At 68.4% G+C, this 20988-nt stretch carries 22 protein-coding genes; 13 read left to right on the forward strand and 9 right to left on the reverse strand.

The window, feature by feature from the left end; genetic code table 11:
• The first annotated feature begins 26 nt into the window (after positions 1–26).
• The 3 genes from OH802_RS07520 to OH802_RS07530 all read left to right on the forward strand — a co-directional run bounded on the left by OH802_RS07520 (position 27) and on the right by OH802_RS07530 (position 2427).
• Positions 27–572 (forward strand): chloramphenicol phosphotransferase CPT family protein, encoded by a 546-nt coding sequence (locus OH802_RS07520; protein WP_406026618.1) that lies wholly within the window; start codon positions 27–29, stop codon positions 570–572.
• Between the two features lie 61 nt (positions 573–633).
• A complete protein-coding gene (locus OH802_RS07525; protein ID WP_406026620.1) occupies positions 634–1713 on the forward strand; it encodes a hypothetical protein in 1080 nt (359 codons plus the stop codon).
• A 27-nt stretch (positions 1714–1740) separates the two neighbouring features.
• Complete coding sequence (locus OH802_RS07530; RefSeq protein ID WP_406026622.1) at positions 1741–2427, forward strand: hypothetical protein; 687 nt, start codon at positions 1741–1743, stop codon at positions 2425–2427.
• Between the two features lie 2 nt (positions 2428–2429).
• Here OH802_RS07530 and OH802_RS07535 read toward each other — a convergent pair whose 3' ends face one another.
• A complete protein-coding gene (locus OH802_RS07535) occupies positions 2430–3104 on the reverse strand; it encodes a DedA family protein (RefSeq protein ID WP_406026624.1) in 675 nt (224 codons plus the stop codon).
• A 44-nt stretch (positions 3105–3148) separates the two neighbouring features.
• Positions 3149–3685: an orotate phosphoribosyltransferase gene (gene pyrE, locus OH802_RS07540; RefSeq protein WP_406026626.1), complete on the reverse strand. Its 537-nt coding sequence runs from the start codon at positions 3683–3685 to the stop codon at positions 3149–3151.
• A 19-nt stretch (positions 3686–3704) separates the two neighbouring features.
• On the opposite strand from pyrE, the gene OH802_RS07545 reads away from it, so the two are divergent.
• Positions 3705–4871, forward strand: coding sequence for an aminotransferase class I/II-fold pyridoxal phosphate-dependent enzyme (locus OH802_RS07545; RefSeq protein ID WP_406026628.1), 1167 nt, complete (start codon positions 3705–3707; stop codon positions 4869–4871).
• Here OH802_RS07545 and OH802_RS07550 read toward each other — a convergent pair.
• Positions 4868–5623: a DedA family protein gene (locus OH802_RS07550; protein WP_406026630.1), complete on the reverse strand. Its 756-nt coding sequence runs from the start codon at positions 5621–5623 to the stop codon at positions 4868–4870. The genes OH802_RS07545 and OH802_RS07550 overlap by 4 nt on opposite strands.
• Before the next feature lie 104 nt (positions 5624–5727).
• Between OH802_RS07550 and OH802_RS07555 the strand changes: the two genes are divergently transcribed.
• Positions 5728–6417: a TrmH family RNA methyltransferase gene (locus OH802_RS07555; RefSeq protein ID WP_406026632.1), complete on the forward strand. Its 690-nt coding sequence runs from the start codon at positions 5728–5730 to the stop codon at positions 6415–6417.
• 72 nt (positions 6418–6489) lie between these two features.
• Here the strand turns inward: OH802_RS07555 and OH802_RS07560 are convergent, their stop codons facing one another.
• The 4 genes from OH802_RS07560 to OH802_RS07575 form a co-directional block, all read right to left on the reverse strand.
• Positions 6490–7266, reverse strand: coding sequence for a septum formation family protein (locus tag OH802_RS07560; protein WP_406026634.1), 777 nt, complete (start codon positions 7264–7266; stop codon positions 6490–6492).
• Positions 7267–7474: 208 nt separating this feature from the next.
• A complete protein-coding gene (locus OH802_RS07565; RefSeq protein ID WP_406026636.1) occupies positions 7475–8038 on the reverse strand; it encodes a dihydrofolate reductase family protein in 564 nt (187 codons plus the stop codon).
• 68 nt (positions 8039–8106) lie between these two features.
• Positions 8107–8598 carry a SigE family RNA polymerase sigma factor gene (locus OH802_RS07570; protein ID WP_406026638.1) on the reverse strand — a complete coding sequence of 164 codons (492 nt, stop codon included), beginning with the start codon at positions 8596–8598 and terminating at the stop codon, positions 8107–8109.
• Complete coding sequence (locus OH802_RS07575; protein WP_406026640.1) at positions 8595–9719, reverse strand: hypothetical protein; 1125 nt, start codon at positions 9717–9719, stop codon at positions 8595–8597. The genes OH802_RS07570 and OH802_RS07575 overlap by 4 nt, the downstream gene beginning before the upstream one ends.
• Before the next feature lie 162 nt (positions 9720–9881).
• Here OH802_RS07575 and fbaA point away from each other — a divergent pair, with 162 nt between their 5' ends.
• The 4 genes from fbaA (at position 9882) to OH802_RS07595 (ending at position 14691) form a co-directional block, all read left to right on the forward strand.
• Positions 9882–10904, forward strand: a complete 1023-nt coding sequence (gene fbaA / locus OH802_RS07580; protein WP_406026642.1) for a class II fructose-bisphosphate aldolase — start codon at positions 9882–9884, stop codon at positions 10902–10904.
• 264 nt (positions 10905–11168) lie between these two features.
• Positions 11169–12884: a fibronectin type III domain-containing protein gene (locus OH802_RS07585; RefSeq protein WP_406026644.1), complete on the forward strand. Its 1716-nt coding sequence runs from the start codon at positions 11169–11171 to the stop codon at positions 12882–12884.
• 428 nt (positions 12885–13312) lie between these two features.
• Positions 13313–14035: a FadR/GntR family transcriptional regulator gene (locus OH802_RS07590; RefSeq protein ID WP_406029247.1), complete on the forward strand. Its 723-nt coding sequence runs from the start codon at positions 13313–13315 to the stop codon at positions 14033–14035.
• Positions 14032–14691 (forward strand): cache domain-containing protein, encoded by a 660-nt coding sequence (locus tag OH802_RS07595; protein ID WP_406026646.1) that lies wholly within the window; start codon positions 14032–14034, stop codon positions 14689–14691. Before OH802_RS07590 ends, OH802_RS07595 begins: the two co-directional genes overlap by 4 nt.
• Here the strand turns inward: OH802_RS07595 and OH802_RS07600 are convergent.
• Positions 14688–16154: a DHA2 family efflux MFS transporter permease subunit gene (locus OH802_RS07600; RefSeq protein ID WP_406026648.1), complete on the reverse strand. Its 1467-nt coding sequence runs from the start codon at positions 16152–16154 to the stop codon at positions 14688–14690. The genes OH802_RS07595 and OH802_RS07600 overlap by 4 nt on opposite strands.
• A 61-nt stretch (positions 16155–16215) precedes the next feature.
• Between OH802_RS07600 and OH802_RS07605 the strand changes: the two genes are divergently transcribed.
• From OH802_RS07605 to OH802_RS07620, 4 genes are all read left to right on the forward strand, one after another.
• Entirely contained in the window at positions 16216–16629 is a 414-nt protein-coding gene (locus OH802_RS07605) for a DUF3151 domain-containing protein (protein WP_406026650.1), read from the forward strand.
• A 107-nt stretch (positions 16630–16736) separates the two neighbouring features.
• Complete coding sequence (gene lysS / locus OH802_RS07610) at positions 16737–18191, forward strand: lysine--tRNA ligase (RefSeq protein WP_406029249.1); 1455 nt, start codon at positions 16737–16739, stop codon at positions 18189–18191.
• Between the two features lie 27 nt (positions 18192–18218).
• Positions 18219–19199, forward strand: a complete 981-nt coding sequence (locus OH802_RS07615; RefSeq protein WP_406026652.1) for a helix-turn-helix domain-containing protein — start codon at positions 18219–18221, stop codon at positions 19197–19199.
• A gap of 155 nt (positions 19200–19354) precedes the next feature.
• Positions 19355–20653 carry an adenylosuccinate synthase gene (locus OH802_RS07620; RefSeq protein WP_406026654.1) on the forward strand — a complete coding sequence of 433 codons (1299 nt, stop codon included), beginning with the start codon at positions 19355–19357 and terminating at the stop codon, positions 20651–20653.
• A gap of 42 nt (positions 20654–20695) precedes the next feature.
• On the opposite strand, the gene OH802_RS07625 is transcribed toward OH802_RS07620, so the two are convergent.
• Entirely contained in the window at positions 20696–20974 is a 279-nt protein-coding gene (locus OH802_RS07625) for a hypothetical protein (RefSeq protein WP_406026656.1), read from the reverse strand.
• Between the last annotated feature and the right edge of the window lie 14 nt (positions 20975–20988).

Raw genomic sequence — 20988 nt, forward strand, 5'->3', positions numbered from 1 at the left:
TGACGCTTCGGCAGTAGTCTCCTCGCGTGCGCAACGGTCGGATCATCCTGCTCAACGGGGCGTCGAGCTCGGGGAAGAGCAGCGTCGGGCAGGAGCTGCTGCCGCTGCTCGAGGATCCGTGGTTCCTGGTGCCGGTCGACGGGATCAGCGGGATGCGGTCGACTGTGCACACGCGGGAGCTCGACGACGCCGAGATCGCCGAGATGCTGCGGCGGACCCGGCTGGGTTACCACCGCGCGGTCGCGGCCCTGGCCTCGGTCGGCAACGACGTGATCATGGACTACCCGCTGAGCGAGACCTGGCGGCTCGAGGATCTGCTCGAGGTGCTCGACGGCTACGACGTCACCCTCGTCGAGGTCTGGTGCTCGCCGGAGGCGCTCGAACGCCGGGAGGCCGCTCGCGGCGACCGCCCTGCCGGCCTCGCCCGGTCGCAGACCCTGGTCTACTCGCACGCGTACGACATCCGCGTCGACTCCACCACCGCGACCCCGGCCGCGTGCGCGAAGGAGATCGCCGAGGCGCTTCCTGCTCTCACCGCGCCCAAGGCCTTCGACCGCCTCCGCGCCGAATAGACCCGACGTAGCCGCCCTCTCGGTGGGTGGGGTTGGCAGGGATGAGAAAATGATTCCCGACATGTCTGAAACGAAGCTTCCCCGCCCCGGTCAGGCCACCCTCGCCGGGTGGCTCATCGTGCTCGGCTCACTGCTCACCGTGGTGACGGCCTGGGACCAGATCTCCGGGCTGCGCAGCCTGGACACCCGTGAGCGGGTGGAGGAGGTGCTGGCCGAGCCGCCGCTGGCCGGCTCGGGGATCGGCCTCGACAACATCCTCGACCTCATGCATGTGATGGCGCTGGTCACCGGCGCCATGGCGGCAGCGGCGGTCATCCTCGGCTGGCACGTGCTGCAGCGCAACAAGCAGGCCCGGCTCGCGCTCACGGTCATCGCGGCGCCGCTCTTCTTCGCCGGCATGTTCGGCGGAGGGTTCTGGTCCACGCTGTCCGCGGTGGCTGTCGTACTCCTGTGGATGTCGCCCACCCGCGACTGGTTCGACGGCGTCTCGCCGACCAAGCGGGAGGCGATCGACAGCGGCGACCCCGACCAGGAGTCGTACGTCGCGCCGGCTCCGCCGGAGACCCCGACAGCTTCGGCTGCTTCGACCACCCCGACCGCCCCGACCGGCTCGACCTCCGGACCGGCTCGGCTCTCACAGCAGCAGCCGCCGCCGTGGACCGGTGCGATCGCCCAGCCCACCAAGGCAGCGCCCAAGCGCCGTCCGGGCGCCGTGACGGCGGCGGCGGTGCTCACCTGGATCGGCTCCGGGTTGACCGCGCTGATGATGCTCGCCTCGGCGGTGACGGCGACCGCCAACCCCGACCTGATCCTCGAGCAGGTGCGCAAGCAGGCGGAGAGCGACCCGAACATGCGGGAGATGGCGGAGCTCTACACCACTGACATCATCGTGGCCTCGGTCTGGATCATGGCCGTGCTGGTGGCGCTCGTCTGCGTCGCCGCCGCCGTCTTCGCCGCCTTCGCGATCCGCCGCCACTCCTGGGCCCGGGTCGCGCTGATGATCTCGGCAGGCGTCTCGGCGCTCTCGCTGCTCCTCTTCGCTCTCGCCTTCCCGCCGGCGGTGGTCATCTTCGGCGCCGCGGTCGCGACCTTCTCGTTCCTGCTGCGACCCGAGGTCGCCGCGTGGTTCCGCAACGGGTGACACCGCGGGCCGGATAGGCTCCGCGGCATGTCAGATCAGTTCGGCTCCTTCGACAACCCCTACGGCGGCACGCCGCCGTTCGAGGGGCAGGAGCCGCCGCCCCCGACGCCGTACGCCACACCCCAGCCGTACGCCACACCCCAGCCGTACGCCGCCCCGCAGCCGACACAGCCGCAGCAGCCCCAGGGATGGGGCCAGGCGCCCCCGGCCTACGGCCAGTACGCGATGGGTCAGCAGCCCCCGGCGTACCTTCGCCCTCACTATCCGCAGCCCGATCCCGACACCCGCCCGGGGACGGTGGTCGCGGCGTCGGTCATGACGATCGTCGGGTCGGTGATCGCCCTGCTGATCTCGGTGTTCATGGTGCCCGCGGGGATCGCCGACTACAACGACCCGACGTCCTCGGACAAGGGCGTCACGCTCGCGATGATCATCTGGTTCGCCGTCTGCGGCGTACTCAGCCTGATCGCCATCCCGCTCGGGATCATGGTGCTGTTCCGCTCCAAGGTGGCCCGGATCCTGCTCACCGTGGTCGGCTCGGTCGCCGCGCTGCTCTCGCTCTTCGTGGTGCTCTATCCCGCGCTGATCATCGCCGCGCTGCTGATGCTGTACGTCGGCAGGGCAGGCAACTGGTTCGCCCGGAGGAAGCCGGCCGATCCCTGGCAGCCGCCGACGGCGCCGGGCATGACACCGCCGACGCACCAGCAGTTCTAGACCTAGGAGACGAGCGAGTCGTCCTTGGCCCCGTTGTCGGATCCGCGGACGATCTTGTAGATGCGCAGGCCGATCCAGGCCACGACGGCGACAGCGACGACCACGATGACGACGTTCTGGAAGCGGCCGACGATCGGCTCGACCTTCTCCCAGTTGTCGCCCAGCTGGTAGCCGGCGACGACGAAGATGGTGTTCCAGATCGCCGAGCCGACGGTGGTGAGGAGCAGGAACTTCCAGATCGGCATCCTGGTGACCCCGGCGGGCACCGAGATCAGCGACCGGAAGATCGGGATGAAGCGACCGAAGAAGACCGTCCAGGCGCCGTACTTCTCGAAGAACGCCTCGGTCTTCTCCAGGTCGGAGGTCTTGACCAGCGGCAGCTTCTCGCCGACCCAGTAGACCCGCTCACGGCCGATCGCGGCACCGATCAGGTAGAGCACGAGCGCGCCGATGACCGAGCCCAGCGTGGTCCAGATCAGCGCCTCGGCGATCGTGAAGCGGCCCTGCGCGGCGGTGAACCCGGCCAGCGGCAGGATGATCTCCGAGGGCAGCGGCGGGAAGAGGTTCTCCAGCGCGATCCCGAGCCCCGCACCCACCGGGCCGAGCTTGTCCATCAGGTCGACCGCCCAGCCGGCGACGCCGGTGAGCTCCTCGGGCTGGGTGGCGGTGAGGATCATGATGCTCTCTTCGAAGTATGTGGGTGAGCCAGGCGGCCCGAAGCCTATGAGGCCGCGTTGACCGCGTCCAGGTCGGCCCGGGTCAGCACCGACCGGATCTCCAGCTCGACATCACGCAGGGACTCACCGGGCTCGGGCGACCGGTCGATCGCACACACCACAGTGTCCACGATCGCACCAAGCGGACGGAGCGCGTTGACGGCGTCGCGTACGGCACCACCGGAGGTGATCACGTCCTCGATCAGGGTCACGCGCTTGCCCTCGAAGGACGGGCCCTCGGCGAGCTTGGCGGTGCCGTACTCCTTGGCCTTCTTCCGGATGAAGATCGCCGGGATGCCGGTCTTGGCCGACACCATGGTCACGATCGGGATGCCGCCGAGCTCGAGGCCGCCGAGCAGCTCGGTCCCTTCAGGAAGCAGCTCGACCATCCGTGCTGCGACGCGGTCCAGCAGAGCGGGGTTCGCCTCGAAGAGGTACTTGTCGAAGTACGTGTCGCTGACCTGCCCCGAGCGGAGCGTGAACTCCCCGTGCAGGCGGCAGGTGGCGTCGATGTCGGCAGCAAGGGCAGCGTCGGTTGTCACGGCCCCTAGCCTAAGACTTATGACCGCGCGACGACTCCACGGCATCCCGCCGACGATCTTCTCCGAGATGTCCGCCCTGGCCGCCGCCACCGGCGCGGTCAACCTCGGCCAGGGCTTCCCCGACGTGGACGGCCCCGACGAGATCATCAAGGAAGCCGTCGCTGCCCTCGAAGGTGGACGGAACCAGTACGCCCCGGGCCCGGGCATCCCGGCCCTGCGCGAGGCGGTCGCGGCCCACCAGGAACGCCACTACGGCCTGACCTTCGACCCGGCGCGCGAGGTCGCGGTGACCACCGGCGCCACCGAGGGCATCGCGACGGCGATCCTCGCCCTGGTCGACCCGGGCGACGAGGTGATCCTCGTCGAGCCCTACTACGACAGCTACCCGGCCATGGTGCAGTTCGCAGGCGGCGTACGTCGCCCGGTGACGTTGAGCCTGGACGCGTCCGCGGCGGGCGGCAGGCTGCCGCGCAAGGCGCTGGAGGCCGCTGTCTCGCCGAAGACGAAGGTGCTGCTGCTCAACTCCCCGCACAACCCGACCGGCACGGTGCTCGCCCGTGAGGAGCTGGAGACGGTCGCGGCGTTCGCGGTCGAGCACGACCTGACCGTGGTCTCCGACGAGGTCTACGAGCACCTGACCTTCGACGGCGTGGAGCACATCCCGATCGCCACGCTCCCGGGGATGCGCGAGCGCACCCTGACCCTGTCGAGCATCGGCAAGTCCTACTCCTTCACCGGCTGGAAGGTCGGCTGGGCGACCGGCCCCGAGCACCTGGTCCAGGCGCTGCTGGGCGCCAAGCAGTGGCTGACGTTCACCTCCGGCGCCCCGCTGCAGCCGGCCGCCGCGTACGCGCTCGAGCATCTCGACCACTGGCCCAAGGAGCTCGCCCTCGACCTGCAGAGGCGGCGCGACCTGCTCTGCGACGGGCTGAAGCAGATCGGCCTGGACGTGACGATCCCGGAGGGCACCTACTTCGCCGTCTCCGACATCACCGACCTCGGCTGGAACGACGGGCTCGAGTTCTGCCGCGCGCTGCCGGAGCGGGCCGGCGTCGTGGCCATCCCGTTGCAGGGGTTCTACGACACCGATGCCGGCAAGCAGCTGGTCCGGTGGACCTTCACCAAGCAGCGCGAGGTGATCGAGGAAGCCCTGGAGCGGCTCGCCCGAGCGCGACTGACGCGCTAGTGGTCGGCCCGGGTCTCGGCGTCGTCGTCGACCGGTGTACGCGGAGGGACGGCCATGCCGAGGACGCGATGTCCTGAGCTTGTCGAAGGGTCGCGGTCGACGTGACCGTCGTGGTCGAGGTCCGTGGTCAGCCTCGAGGCGGTACGCCGCCGGCGCCACCACTCCACCATCGCGGGCAGGAACGCGAGCGCGAAGAGCAGCAGGATCAGGTAGTCGATGTTGTCGGCCAGCCAGGGCCAGCGGGATCCGACGAAGAAGCCGAACAGCGTCACCGCGAGCACCCACAGCACGCCGCCGACGAGGCTCCAGACGTAGAACCGTCGCCGGTCCATGTGGGTGACTCCGGCGACGACGGTGACATAGGTGCGTACGAAGGCGATGAACCGGCCGATCACCAACGCCTTGTTGCCGTGCTTGTCGAAGAACTCACGGGTCTGGTCGAAATGCCTCTTTTTGATGAACCGGCCGTCGCGTTCATAGAGCCGCGGACCGATCTTTCGGCCGATCTCATAGCCGGTCACGTTGCCGGCGAATGCCGCGGCGACGAAGAAGAGCATCGCGATGACGATCTCGACACCGGGTGGCCCGGGAAAGATGTCGATCTTGCCGGTCGCGATGAAGATTCCGAGCGCGATCAGCAGGCTGTCACCGGGCAGGAACGGGAAGAAGAGACCGCACTCGATGAAGATGATGATCAGGCTGATCCAGAAGAGCGGCTCGCCGAAAGTGGCCAGCAGAAAGTCCGGACTCATCCATTCCAAACCGGCCAACATCGGCGCAAAATTCCCTGCACCTGTCACGGCCCCTACGGTACCCATAGGTAACAACTCTTGTTGTCGAATATTCTGACTCGTCGATGAACGAGACACGACCGTCCGAGGCTGAATCCAGAGCGCCATACGACCCGATGCCCCACGGGCAGCCGGAGGTCGGACTGGGCCCGTGGCAGGGTGAATGGCCCGAGGGGGAGCACTGGGATCCTGAGCTGCTGGCCAACGGCGACCGCCGCAACGTGGTCGACCGCTACCGCTACTGGACGCTCGAGGCGATCGTCGCCGACCTCGACCAACGCCGGCACGGCTTCCATGTCGCCATCGAGAACTGGCAGCACGACTTCAACATCGGCACCATCGTCCGCACCGCCAACGCCTTCCTGGCCGCCGAGGTGCACATCGTCGGCAACCGCCGCTGGAACCGTCGCGGCGCGATGGTCACCGACCGCTACCAGCACGTCCATCACCACCCGGACGTGCCCGCGCTCGCGGCGTACCTCCATGAACGAGACGTACGCCTCCTCGGCATCGACAACCTGCCCGGCTCGCTCCACCTGGAGACCATGGAGCTGCCGAAGTCGGTCTGTTTCCTGTTCGGGCAGGAGGGACCCGGGCTCTCCGAGCAGGCCCGCGAGAGCGTCGACGGCACCTTCTCGATCGCCCAGTTCGGCTCGACGCGATCCATCAACGCCTCCGCCGCGGCGGCGATCGCGATGCACTCCTGGGTCGTCCAGCACGCCGATCTGGGTTCCGACGAGGCTTGGCGCGGCTGACCGAATCAGCTCAAAACGCGTCGATCCCCGAGGCGCACCCCGGGGATCGACGCGTCGTGACCGATCAGCGGATCAGTTGGTGTTCCGCTCGTAGCAGACGACCCAGTGGTCGCCGGTCTGCCACTCGTACCTGCTCGGCTTGCTGTAAGCCCTGGTCCGGGCCGGGCAGTTGGCGCCGACGGCCCGCTCGAACGAGGCCGTGGTCGGGTAGGTCGTGCCAGCCTTCTTGAAGGCGGAGATCGACTTGTAGGAGTGCGAGCTCAGGCAGGAGTAGGGCCCGACGTACGTCCCGCTCAGGCAGCCACGGGTGCGCTGGGTCAGCCCGACGCCCTCGAGGAACTTCGCCCGGTTCGTGGGCAGGTTCTTGAGGGTGTCCTTGCCCGGCAGCACGACGTCGCAACGGAACCAGCGCTGGCCGGCCCTGAACTGCTCGACGTTAGGCACGAAGAACGCGGTGGTGTACGCCGACTGGTTCCGCTTCGAGTAGGTGCTGCCCAGCTTGTCCCGGAGCGCGCGGATGCACGTCTTGGACATGTGAGAGAAGTTGGCCTCGCGGGTGATGGACGCCTCGGTGCGCGTCGTACCGGCGACGAGGGTGCCCAGCGCGATGGTCTTCGCGGTGTGGGCACTGCTGCACGAGACCTTCTTGCCGGTCTGCGACCAAGCGCCGTAGGCGGTCCAGCCGTAGTTGTAGCAGGTGCCGACCGTGGGCTTGGGCGGCACCGCCGCGTCGGCCTTGGTGGCGGTGAGTCCGATGAGGGAGAAGACGCCGATGACGAGCCCGAGGATGAGGGCGGCCGTCATGGGCTTCTGCGCAGGCGCGAGCGCGCCGGCACGAAGACGAGACATGATCGTGCTTTCGAATGAGTGGGATGTGGCGGCTGAATCCTCGCAGCGAGATGCCCAGTGGGGCATAGTCAATTCGGGTGGTTGTAAACCGGTTACGACCCGGTGTCACCCAGAAGAACAGGACCCGCTAAAGTTGACTCCCGGGTCGCCCGGATGTGCCCCACTTTCGTGGGTGCGTGGCCTCGGGGCCGGGCGGCAGCGGGGGCTTTCAGTGCCTCTCGATCCGATAGCGGATCTGCACCTGCTCCCCGGTCTGCAGGACATCGATGACGCTCATCCGCTTGCTGGTGATGCGGCGGGGGAGCAGTGGCGCTCCGGCGCCGAGAGTGACCGGGCAGATCCCGGCGACGACCTCGTCGAGCAGACCGGCGTCGTCGAACTGGCCGACCAGGTCCCCGCCGCCCACGAGCCAGATCCCGCCGGCGACGGTGGCCGCGATCTCGTCGTAGACAGGCCTCACGTCGCCCTGCACGAAGCGCACCTGCGTGCCCTGGACCTCCGGCAGGTCGGTCGCGTGCGTGAACACCCACACCGGCCGCTCGTCGTAGTACTCCCGCCACTTCTCCGGCCCGGTCAGCATCTCCGGATCGTGGTCGATCATCCAGCGGTACGTCGTGCCGCCCATCACCAGCGCCGCCGACTCCGCCATCAGCCGCTCCCAGGACGTCTCGTCGTCGCCGTGCGGCGTCTCGAAGAGCCAGTCCAGCGAGCTGTTGTCATCGGCGATGTAGCCGTCCAGCGACGTTGCGGTGAAGTAGGTGACCTTGGGCATGCCCCTGACGCTAGGCGCGTCAGGGGCACGCCCGCCCGACCGTTCTTGCTCTGTCTCCCGCCGGTTGGTCAGGTCCGGGAGGCGTCCCCCGACTCCAGGCAGGTACGCAGCGCGGTGAGGCCGCGCGAGGAGTGGCTCTTGACTGTGCCCTCGCTGATCCGCAGCTCGCGTGCGGTCTCGGCGACCGACAGCTGCAGCCAGTGGCGCAGGACGACCACCTTGCGCTGCATCTCCGGCAGCGCCTGCAGCGCCGCGAACAGCTCGGACCGCTCCTCGACCTGGTCCACGGGACCGGGCCGTTCCGGCAGGTCGCCCGACCGCTCCCGCTTCCACCACGGCCGCCGGGTCTGATCGATGTGGGCACGGACGAGGATCGTCCGGACGTACGCCTCCTCCGACCCCGACTCGACCCGGCGCCACGAGGCGTACAGCTTCAGCAGCGACGTCTGCACCAGGTCGTCCGCCCGGTGCCAGTCGCCGCACAGCGCGTACGCCACCCGCACCAGGTGCGGCCGCCGGGCCGCGACGAACGCCGTGAACGCTTCGTCGTGCGCGCTCATCGCCACATCTCCGTTCCGGTCGGAGTGCGATCCTTGACCAACGCGGCGAACTCGTCGAGCGTGAGCGGCCTACGATCCGCGGCTCGCGGAGCCGGGAGGAAGCTGTAGGAGAAGACCTGGGTGGTTCCGCCCTTCTCGCGGACCAGGACGTACTGCTCGTCGTCGCCGACGGTGATCCGAGCGGCCGCGGTCCGCGATGTCCCGTCGGAGAAGGACTCCCCGATGTCCGGACCCGCGGCCTGTTCGACGATCTTCACCCCACCCTCAGCCGGGATCACCTCAGAGCCGGATCCGAACTCGACCACCTCGGTCTGGGACGCTTCGAAGCCGGTGCCTCCGGGGCGGTAGTCCCGGCGGTCACCTTCCTCCGCCTCGGCCAGCCACTCCTCGATGGTCTGACCGGGGATCGCGTAGGTCCCGGATTCCCCGTACGACTCGCCGTCCTCACTGGTGGTTGCGCGGAGGAGGATCCATCGCTCGAGGCCGTCACGCTCGACGACAGCCCCGATCGAGTCCCAGGGCGCCGCGTAACCGAGCGGGTTGGGGATCTCCCGGACGACCCTCCAGCCATCGTCGCCGACGCGGAGCCTGCCGTCAGGACTCCACTCGGCCTCCAGCGGGTTGAGCGAGATGTCGTCGGCCCAGGCCTGGAAGTCCTTCGTCGATGTGCGGGATGCGTCGGTGAAGGAGATCTCGGTAGAGCTCTCGAAGTAGGCGTAGATGGTGTTCTCGCCGTCGGTCGCTGCGACCGCCAACGAGTTCTCGGACGTGAACGGGCCGACTCGGTCGACCTCCGTCCAGCCCCTGTAGAGGGTGGTCTCACCGGTCCCGAAGTCGTACGCCACCGGAGCCATGTCGCTCAACGGGATGTCGACCTCGGGTGGCCACTCCTCGGCCGTCGACTGCGTCGCGATCGGCGGGTTCGGGGTGGCGCTGTCGCGCGAGGGAACGACGACCGCGCCGATCCCGACCACCGCGGCCACCGCGACAGCGGTGCCGGCGACGACCGCCAGCCGCCTGCGGCGTACGAGCTTCTTCCCGTCCGCCACGAGCGCGGCCGGGTCGGGGTGCGTGGGTGGGGGTTGGGGGATCGCCCGTTCCAGGGTTTCCTGCCAGTCCATGTTGCCTCCAAGATCAGTCTCACCTGTGGATACGGATCTCGCGGCAGATCGGTTGTCCTGCTTGATCGATCCAACTCCGAGCGTTGGCAACGGGTGGTCAGGGGCGCATTACGCTGGCCACCAGCGCACCGGTCGACAACGGATCTCAAGGAGAACCTCCAGATGCCCATCGCCACCCCCGAGAAGTACGCCGAGATGCTCGCGACCGCGAAGGAGAAGGGTTTCGCCTTCCCCGCGATCAACGTCTCCTCGTCGCAGACGCTCAACGCGGCGCTGGCCGGGTTCGCGGAGGCCGGCTCGGACGGCATCATCCAGATCTCCACGGGCGGCGCGGAGTACCTCTCCGGCCCGACGGTCAAGAACATGGTGACCGGCTCGGTGGCGTTCGCCGCTTACGCGACCGAGGTCGCCAAGTCCTACGACGTCAACATCGCGCTGCACACCGACCACTGCCCCAAGGACAAGCTCGACGGCTTCGTACGTCCCCTCCTCGAGCTCTCTGCCGAGCGCGTCCAGCGCGGTGAGGCGCCGCTGTTCCAGAGCCACATGTGGGACGGATCCGCGGTGCCGCTGGCCGAGAACCTGCAGATCGCCGAGGAGCTGCTGGCAAAGGCCAAGGCCGCCCACATCGTGCTCGAGATCGAGGTCGGCGTGGTCGGTGGCGAGGAGGACGGCATCGTCGGAGCGATCGACGACAAGCTCTACTCGACCCCCGAGGACGCCATCGCGACCGCCGATGCGCTGGGCGTCGAGGGCTACCTGACCGCGCTCACCTTCGGCAACGTGCACGGCGTCTACAAGCCGGGCAACGTCAAGCTCCGTCCCTCGATCCTGCGTGACGCCCAGGACGCCGTCGTCGCCAAGCTCGGCCTCCCGGCCGGTGCCAAGCCGTTCGACCTCGTCTTCCATGGCGGGTCCGGCTCGAGCGCCGAGGAGATCGCCGAGGCGGTCTCCTACGGCGTGGTCAAGATGAACATCGACACCGACACCCAGTACGCCTACACCCGCGCGGTCGCCGGCCACATGCTCGCCAACTACGACGGCGTTCTGAAGGTCGACGGCGAGGTCGGAAACAAGAAGGCGTACGATCCTCGCGCGTGGGGCAAGCTCGCTGAGGCCGGTATGGCCACTCGGGTCGTCGAGGGTGCCCAGCATCTCGGTTCTGCGGGCAATTCCATCGGCTGAGCGACACGCCGGGGATGGGCCAATGGTCCCGGTTCGGAAAACGTTGTGGCACACGGCATAGCAAACTCGGGCTTATGTCGTTGTGCCGGTCATTGGTAAAGCGATTCAATGCCCTAGCTGGACGGCGACCCTCGGGTAACAAGGTCGAACCGTCCCTTCGGCGTTGATCTTGGGAGGGACATCCTCGGTATGGAAACCACTGCGCGAAACCGCACAATCGGCGGAATCGTCATAGGCGCGATCATTCTGATCCTGCTACTCGTCTTGTTCTCGTGCACCGTAAACAGCGATACACAGAGCTCGCCGAAGAAGGATCCGACCACCGGGGAGTCTTCGCTCCCCAGTGATCCGGACACCCTCGAGCCCGACGACAAGCCATCGGAGAAGGACTCCGACGAGCCGGAGGTCGTCGACGACGACATCGTCCCGGCTGCGAACACCGGTGTGACCTTCATCCCCGCGGGCAACGTCCCGTCGGGCAGCACCCCGACCTGTGAGCTCGACCCGAGCGCCTGCGAGGACACTCGTCCGCCGGGCGCCGGTGTGGACATCTGCGAGATCCGCCCGGACCTGACCCAGTGCCAGGAGCCCGAGCCGACCCCGCCGCCGACCGAGCCGACGGACCCGACGGACCCGACGGATCCGACCGACCCGACGGACCCGACCGACCCGATCTGCGACCTCTTCCCCGACCTGCCGATCTGCGACGACGACGGGCCGGGTCCCGGCGACCCCGGCGACCCCGAGGATGAGAATGCTCCCGACCCGGTCACTCTCAGCGGGTGCGACGTGCTGACCAACACCTCCGCGAAGGTCGACTGGTCCAGGGCGCACGACAAGAGCGGGATCTCCCACTACACGGTGACCTCGTCGCCGGACGCCGGAAACCCGGGCCGCACCGAGGAGACCGCGGCGACCTTCACAGGCCTCGACGCGGGTGTCACCTACACCTTCTCGGTCACCGCGACCGACAAGGCTGGCAACGAGTCCGAGGACAGCAACGAGATCGACTGCGTCATGGACGTCACGGCACCGCAGATTCCTCAGGGCGTGACGGTCGAGCAGGGCGACCCGAGCGACAGCACGCTGAACGTGAGTTGGCTGGAGTCCGAGGACAACACCGACGGCGTCGATGACGTGAGCTACAACCTCTACCGCAACGGCAAGCTGGTCGGTCCGGTCAACGACACCTCGTACGAGGACACGGGCCTGGAGGCAGGCAAGGACTACACCTACACCGTGACGGCTGTGGATGGTGCGGGCAACGAGTCCGACCCGTCTGCTGAGGCCACCGGCACGACTACGAAGATCGCGCCGACCGTGCCGCAGAACGTCAAGGTGGACAACGCCTCGGCACTGGGCTTTGACGTCTCTTGGTCGGCATCGACGGACGAGGACGGCAAGACTCCGCAGAGCGGGATCGTCTACATCGTTCGAGTGCAGGGTGGCGTTCTCTGCTTCCCGCAGCGCTCGGAACCGGGCGCCACTTCCCTGAGGGTTGGGTGCCTGCTCGGCCAGGATTCGACCGTTACGGTCACGGCCGAGGACGGCGACGGCAACCAGTCGGCGCCCAGTGCCCCTGCCTCAGCTAGCGGTCCTCAGGACCCGGAGGGCGGCAACGCTGGCTTCCGTGCGTCGACCCCGGGCGAGGACAAGTCCGACGCTCCGGCCGACAAGCCGGCTTCGCCGGAGGTCCCGGACGTGGAGGCTCCGGTCGAGGAGTCGACCGAGGAGGACTCGCCGCTGCTGCCGGGTCTGGATGACATCCTCCCGGGCGGCGAGGACACCGCTGAGGCTCCTGCTGAGGAGCCGGCCGAGCCGGAGGCGACGCCGAGCGAGTCGGAGTCCCCGGCCGCGCGGCCGACGACCGAGGAGCCTGCTGACGAGGCGACCGAGGAAGCTCCCGCCGAGGAGGACGAGGGTGGCCTGCTGGACAACATCGGTGACGCGCTGACCAGCGCCGTGGCCGCGGTGTTCTAGCCGACACACGCCGAGAAACAGGGCGGGGAGAGCCGAGAGGCTCTCCCCGCCCTTGTCGTATGCGTGGACAGTCGCGAGCCCGCTTGATGCTCACCGAGGTAACTCGGTCAGCAGTCACTCCCCTCGTGGAGTTCCGCGCGGGAAGTGCCCACTCACCGAGGTACCTCGGTCGGCATTCATCCGCACAGACGCCCGAAAACCAAGGAGTCGGATGCCCAGCGCCCCCCACAAGCCCTGGACATCCGACGATCTTGGGTGACCGACACCAGTGTGCGTCAGCCGTGCGCACAGGTTAGGCATAGAAACGCCCATGGATCCAGATGGTTAAGACGAAATTCATGAAGTTTCTGTGCGCATTCGAACAGATTCGAACAGATCTGAGGGCCGAATCATCTAGATCCATACATTAGGATTTCGGTGTGCGTGTGATGACCTCCCGAGCTCGCGCGGCCATCTTCGCCCCGATCGGCGACGAGGGCCGGGCTGCGCGCGTCGAGAACCGGCTCGCGGAGGCGATCCGCTCCGGCGTGCTCGCACACGGCGAGCGGCTCCCCAGCGAGCCGGAACTGGCCCAGATGCTCGGCGTCGCGACGGTCACCGCACGAGAGGCTTTGGTCGCACTGCGCGCCAAGGGCCTGGTGGTGACGACCCGGGGACGGGGCGGTGGCTCGTTCGTACGTGCCCCCGAGAGCGGCGACCTCGTCGAGGACCGGCTCGCCTCGATGTCGCGGGTCGAGCTGCGCGACCGGGCCACGGTCTACCTGGTGGTGCTCACCGGCTGTGCGGAGATCGCGACGGAGCGTACGGACCCTGACGAGGTCGAGGACCTGCGCGACCTGCTGATCCCGCTCAACGTCAGCGACGTGGCCCGCTGGCGCAGCGCCGACAGCGAGCTCTACCTGTCGGTGGCCGCGCTGACCCAGTCGGCCCGGATGACCCGCGAGGTGGTGCGCCAGGAGGCCGACTTCGGCGCGCTGCTCCGGATCCCGCTCAACGAGCCGGGCTTCCGGGAGGCCACGGCGACCCGCCATCAGGAGCTTGTCGAAGCCCTCGCAGCAGGAGATGCTGTCAGGGCGCGGGAGAGCGTACGCGAGCACGTCGCCCACTCCCTTGAACGCTTGGCCGAGATCCATGAGGCGGTGCGACGATGACGAAGACGATGACTCCCATCGACTGTGTGGCTCAGGTCGAGCAGCATTTCGGGCCGATCGTGACCGAGCTCGAGCGCGTACGCAGCGAGGTGACCGCCCTCTTCGAGGCCGGCCCGGTCACCACCGCATCCCTGCGGGAGCGGCTCGAGCCCGGCTCGCTGGAGTTCCTGCGCAACCCCAACCTCATCGGTGGTGGCTTCGTCGCGGCTCCGGGCGTGCTCAGCGACCGCCGGCTCTACCTCGTCTGGTGGCAGGGCGAGGAGCGTGACTTCCTCGGCGACGCCGATGCGCCGGGCACCGGAGAGGCGATCGACTACACCCGCCAGCCCTGGTACCGCACCCCGGAGCGCACGGGGGAGCTGACCCTCGTCGGGCCGTACGTCGACTTCGTCTGCACCGACGAGTACGTCATGACCACGACGATGCCGGTCTACGCCGAGGGTCGCATGGTCGGCGTCGCGGGGGCCGACACCCTGGTCGAGACGCTCGAGACGATGCTGCTGCCCGGGCTGCGCGAGGCCGGCGCGACGCTGGTCAACGGCCACGGCAAGGCGATCGTCTCCGCCGACCCGCAGCTGGCCACCGGCGCCCCGCTCACCACTGCCCGGGACATGATCCCGTGCCGCGGGCTTCCGCTCTCGGTCGCGCTCTCCTAGTTCTTCATCATGTGGCGCGGGGTGGTGAAGAAGAGCACCGCCACGAAGCCGACGGCGAGTGCGGCCGCCGGCAGCAGGGTCGCCTCGGCCATCGCCTGGGAGAACCGTTCGGCGATCTCCGTGGGCATCTGGCCACCGGCGCCGCCGGCGGTCTCCGCGTTGGCGTCCAGCCCGTTGGCGGTGATGCGGGCGTCCATGAGCACCGCGATGGCGGCCGAGCCGACGACGGAGCCGACCGTCCGGGTGGTGTTGTAGACGCCCGACCCGGCTCCGGCCTGGAGTGGCGGCAGGTTGCGGGTGGCGGCCGCCGCCAGCGGCGCCCACACGAACGCCATTCCGAGCCCGAGCAGCCCCATCGGGACCAGGAGCTCCCAGACCGCCGAGTCCGGAGTCATCGGCCGGGTGATCCAGAACATCGCCGCGGTGCAGCAGAAGAAGCCGAAGCTGGTGAGCCAGCGAGGGTGGACCTTGTCGTTGATCCTGCCGACCACCGGCGCCAGCACCAGCGACACCGCGGCCATCGGCACCAACAGCAGAGAGGCCTCGAGCGCGTCGTAGCCACGGACGATCTGCGCGTAGAGCATCAGCGGGAAGCCCATCGTCGTGGCGGCCATCCCCATGCAGGTGATCGCGATGTTGGCGACCGAGAAGTTGCGGTCGCCGAAGAGGCTGAGCGGCAGCAGCGGCTCCTGCTTGTTGTGTGCCTCCCACAGCACGAACAGGCCGAGCACGACCAACCCGCCGATGACCAGCGTCCAGATCAGCGCGTCCCAGCCGCGCTGCTCACCGTCCTGCAGTCCGAAGACGAGGCAGAACATGCCGATCCCGCTCAACGCCACCCCGAGCCAGTCGAAGACGTGCGGGTGGGTCGGCAGCAGCGGCACGAACCTCCAGTTGAGGACGAGCGCCACGATGCCCACGGGGATGTTGATGAAGAAGATCCACTCCCAGCCGCCGAGATCGACGAGCACCCCGCCGAGGATTGGCCCGACGAGGGTGGCGATGCCGGCGGTGGCGCCCCACAGTGCCATCGCCGCACCGCGGCGGTCGGAGGGGAAGGTCCGGGTGATCACGGCCATCGTCTGCGGGGTCATCATCGACGCGCCGACGCCCTGCACGGCGCGGGCGGCGATCAGCATCGTGATGCTGTCCGAGAGACCGCACCACAACGAGGCGAGCGTGAAGAGTGCCAGACCACCGAGGTAGAGCCACTTCGGTCCGAACCGGTCGCCGAGGCGCCCCATGATCAGCACCGGGACCGCGTAGGCCAGCAGGTAGGCGCTGGTCACCCACAGCACGTCGTTGGTGCTCGCCTCCAGCTCCCTCATGATGTCGGGCGTAGCGACGGTCACGATCGTCATGTCGACGAGGATCATGAAGAAGCCGATGCACAGCGCCGCCAGGCTGCGCCAGGGGTGGTCCACGGTGTCGCCCGGCGTCTTGGACGTCTTCGTGTCGGTCATGAACACAGTCAACACCCGACCACCGGTATCCGTGTCGGTGGTCGCGGGCACAATGGTGCGTATGACCCACCAGGACCTGATGGCCGGACCGCCGCCGACCCACCTCCCCGCCGACCCCGCGACCGACGAGCTGGCCGCCGGCACCGACCCCGCCGAGGTCGTACGCCGCCACCCGGCCTCGCCCTCTGCCTGGGCCGCGCTCGCCACGGCCGCCAAGGAGGCCGGGGCTGAGGACGTGACCATCTACGCCTACGCCCGCCTCGGCTACCACCGCTCGCTCGACATGCTGCGCCGCAACGGCTGGAAGGGCCACGGCCCGGTGCCGTGGGAGCACGAGCCCAACCGTGGCTTCCTGACCAGCCTCGCCCTCCTCGCCGAGCAGGCCAAGGCGATCGGCGAGACCGAGGAGTGGGAGCGCTGCAGCGAGTTCCTGCGCGACAGCAGCCCGACGGCGTACGACACGCTTCTGGGGTGAATACCGAATCGCGTCGGACCAGCGATTTCGCCTAGCCTTGACCCGTGACTGAGCAGACCAACAACGCGCCCGCTGAGCCTATTGATGGGCCTGACCTGAACGAGCAGATGATCGTTCGGCGCGAGAAGCGTGAGCGCCTGCTGGCCGAGGGCAAGAAGGCGTACGCCATCGGGGTCGGCCGCACCCACACGCTCGCCGAGGTGCGCGAGGCCTACGAGGACAAGCTCGAGGCCGGTGACGAGACCCAGGACGTGGTCACCGTCGCCGGTCGGGTCATGTTCGTCCGCAACACCGGCAAGCTCGCGTTCGCGACGCTGCAGGAGGGCATCGGCACCCGGCTCCAGGTGATGCTCTCGCTCGCCGAGGTGGGAGAGGAGTCGCTCGCGGAGTGGAAGAGCCTGGTCGACCTCGGTGACCATGTCGCCGTCACCGGCCGGGTGATCTCCTCGCGGCGCGGCGAGCTCTCCATCATGGCCTCGAGCTGGGAGATGGCGTCCAAGGCGCTGCGGCCGCTGCCGGTGCTCCACAAGGACCTCTCCGAGGAGGCCCGGGTCCGGCAGCGCTACGCCGACCTGATCGTGCGCCAGGAGGCGCGCGACATGGTGCGTACGCGCGCGAAGATCACCCAGGCGATCCGCCGCCGTCTCGAGGACGACGGCTACCTCGAGGTCGAGACGCCGGTCCTGCAGCTCATCCACGGTGGTGCGCACGCACGGCCCTTCAAGACCCACATGAACGCGTTCGACCAGCCGATGACGCTGCGCATCGCGCTCGAGCTCAACCTCAAGAAGGCCGTCGTCGGCGGCGTCGACAAGGTCTACGAGATCGGCCGGATCTTCCGCAACGAGGGCGTCGACTCCACGCACAGCCCCGAGTTCACGATGATCGAGGCCTACCAGGCCTACGGCGACCAGTTCACGATCGCCGAGGAGATGCGGCAGATGTATCTCGCCGCCGCCGACGCGGTGGGCTCGCGCCAGGTGGAGACGGACGCCGGCGTCATCGACCTCGACGGCGAGTGGAAGTGGCTGCCGGTCTACGAGGGCGTCTCCGAGGCCGTCGGTGTCGAGGTCACCCCTGACACCGACGTCGACACGCTCAAGGCGCTGGCCGACAAGCACGACGTCGAGCTAGACCCGGCCTGGGGCGCCGACAAGATCGTCATGGAGCTGTGCGGTGAGCTGGTGGAGCCCCACCTGATCCAGCCGACCTTCCTGTGCGACTTCCCGGCGATCGCCCAGCCGCTGGCGCGGATCAACGACGAGGAGCCGGGCAAGGTGCTCGCCTGGGACCTGATCATCGGCGGTGTCGAGCGCGGCACCGGGTTCACCGAGCTGATCGACCCGGTCGTGCAGCGCGAGGTCCTCACCGCCCAGTCCCTCCTCGCCGCCGGCGGCGACCCCGAGGCGATGCAGCTCGACGAGGACTTCCTGCGGGCGCTGGAGTACGGCGCCCCGCCGATGGGTGGCCTCGGGCTCGGCCTGGACCGGGCGATCATGCTCTTCACCGGCGCTGGGATCCGCGAAACGATCCTCTTCCCGTTGCTCAAGCCGGAGGCCTGACGACTAACTGGCACTAAAGTGCCAGTTATGGAGAACGGCCGGTCGGAGACGTTGATGACCGCGCTCGGGTTCGGCCCGGGCGCGGCACAGCTCTACAGCCGCCTCCTCCCGCTCAACGGGTGGCCGTTGGTGGTCGTGGCGGCGACGCTGTCGACCTCCGAGGAAGAGCTGCTGGAGGAGGCCGCGCCGCTGGTCGAGAGCGGTGTCGTCTCCATCGGCGAGACCTTGACGGTGCTCAGCCCGACGGCGGTGGTCGCCCACATGCTGGAGCGGGCCGCGACCAGGGCCCAGGACGCCCACGACCATCTGCTGAAGATCTCCCAGTCGGTCCCGTACGTCGCAGGCACCGCCGCGCGGCTCCCGGCCCAGATCGGCGAGGAGCAGCCGATCGAGGGTGAGGTGATCGCGACCGAGTTCACGCCGGAGACCTTCGAGCGGCTGGTCTCGGCCACCTCGGGCGACATGATGTGGCTGCGCCCGGCGGTGACCGTCCATCCCTCGGAGATGCGGTTCATCTCGGTCATCGAGTCCACGATCAAGTCGGGTCGCCGGTGTCGTGGGATCTACCCGGTGGCAGCCCTGAAGCAGGCGCCCGACGTGCTGCGGATGCGGATCGAGATCGGTGAGGAGGTCCGAATCCTGCCGCGCGTCGGCACCCACCTGATGGTGGTCGGCAGCACGCACGCGATGTTCCCCGACCCGCTCGGCCCGGTGGAGCAGCCGATGATCAACGTACGCCAGCGGGGCATCGTCGAGGTGGTGACCAGCTACTTCGAGGAGCTGTGGCGTCGCGCCCTCCCGGCGGCCGAGCTCGAGGACCTGCCGAACGCGGAACGCCGCCTGCTGCTCGCCGAGCTGGCCAGCGGGGCCCAGGACGAGCAGATCGCCCGGAGGCTGGGTGTCTCGCTGCGTACGGTCCGGCGGCGGGTCGCCGAACTGCTCGAGGAGCTCGGTGCGACCTCCCGGTTCGAGGCGGGCGTCGAGGCCGCCCGGCGAGCCTGGCTGTGACGTACGCGCCTGAATTTGCTAGCGTGTGGTCGCAAGAGCCCTGGTCTTGCCAGGGCTTTCTGCATTTTTAGATGGATCCAGCACACACTAGAAAATGGTGCGTTGAGCAGCCGGGCACGCCCGGAGGGACTCCGTCCGGAGCGAAGGAGCAACACATGCCCGCGATCACGATCATCGGCGCCCAATGGGGCGACGAAGGCAAGGGCAAGGCGACCGACCTTCTCGGTGAGCACGTCGACTATGTCGTGAAGTTCAACGGCGGCAACAACGCCGGCCACACCGTCGTCATCCGCCAGGCGGACGGGACGAGTGAGAAGTACGCCCTCCACCTGCTGCCCAGCGGCATCCTGACCGCCGGCGTGACGCCGGTGATCGGCAACGGCGTGGTCGTCGACCTCGCGGTCCTCTTCGAGGAGCTGACCGGTCTGGAGGCGCGCGGCGTCGACATCTCCAAGCTGAAGCTGTCCGCCAGCGCTCACGTCATCGCCGACTACAACCGCCAGCTCGACAAGGTCACCGAGCGCTTCCTCGGCTCGCGCAAGATCGGCACCACCGGCCGCGGGATCGGCCCGACCTACGCCGACAAGGTCAACCGCATCGGCATCCGCGTCCAGGACCTCTTCGACGAGTCGATCCTTCGGGGCAAGGTCGAGGGCGCCCTGGAGCTGAAGAACCAGCTGCTCTCCAAGGTCTACAACCGTCGTGGCTTCACCGTCGACGCGGTCGTCGAGGATCTGCTGTCCTACGCGGACCGGATCGCGCCGATGGTCTGCGACACCGGCCTGCTGCTCAACCAGGCGCTCGACCGGGGCGAGACCGTGCTGCTCGAGGGCGGCCAGGCGACCCTGCTCGACGTCGACCACGGCACCTACCCGTTCGTGACCTCCTCCAACGCCACCTCGGGCGGCGCCTGCACCGGCTCCGGCATCCCGCCGACCCGGATCGACCGCGTCGTCGCGATCGTGAAGGCTTACACCACCCGCGTGGGCGAGGGGCCGTTCCCGACCGAGCTCTTCGACGCGTCCGGCGACTACCTGCGCGACAACGGCCACGAGTTCGGCACGACCACCGGACGCCCGCGTCGCTGCGGTTGGTACGACGCGGTCATCGCCCGCTACGCGGCCCGCGTCAACGGTGTCACCGACTTCGTCCTCACCAAGCTCGACGTGCTCGACGGACTCGAGGAGATCCCGGTGTGCGTGGCGTACGACGTCGACGGCGTCCGCCACGACGAGATGCCGGTCAACCAGTCCGACTTCCACCACGCCAAGCCCATCTTCGAGATGCTGCCGGGCTGGAAGGAAGACATCTCGGGCGCCCGGTCGTTCGCCGACCTGCCGGCCAACGCTCAGGCGTACGTGAAGTACGTCGAGGAGATCTCCGGCGCCCCGATGTCGGTCATCGGCGTCGGCCCGGCTCGCGACGAGACCGTCATCATCAACTCGCTGACCTGAGGTGGTGAGGCTGAGAGTGGCCGATCGGTCACTCTCAGCCCGTCACGAACGGCGGATGGTGACGCGTCCGGCCTTCAGGTCGACGCCGTATGGCGGGTCGTCGCCGTCGGGCGAGGGGACCACGTGACCGATGTTGTCCTGCTCCTTGAGGTCGCGCGCGGCGCGGGCGTTGCCGGGGTCGAAGACGTCGATGAAGTTGCCGAGACCGTCGCCGATCCCGGCCGAGACGCCGCGGCGCGAGGAGCGCAGGGCCGTGTTGCAGGCCGCGATGATCAGGCCGAGCACGACAACGACGGCGACGCCGAACACGACCCAGGTCATGTTCGGCAGGCTAC

Origin of the sequence: Nocardioides sp. NBC_00850 (assembly GCF_045207335.1) — a bacterium.
Taxonomy (GTDB): domain Bacteria; phylum Actinomycetota; class Actinomycetes; order Propionibacteriales; family Nocardioidaceae; genus Nocardioides.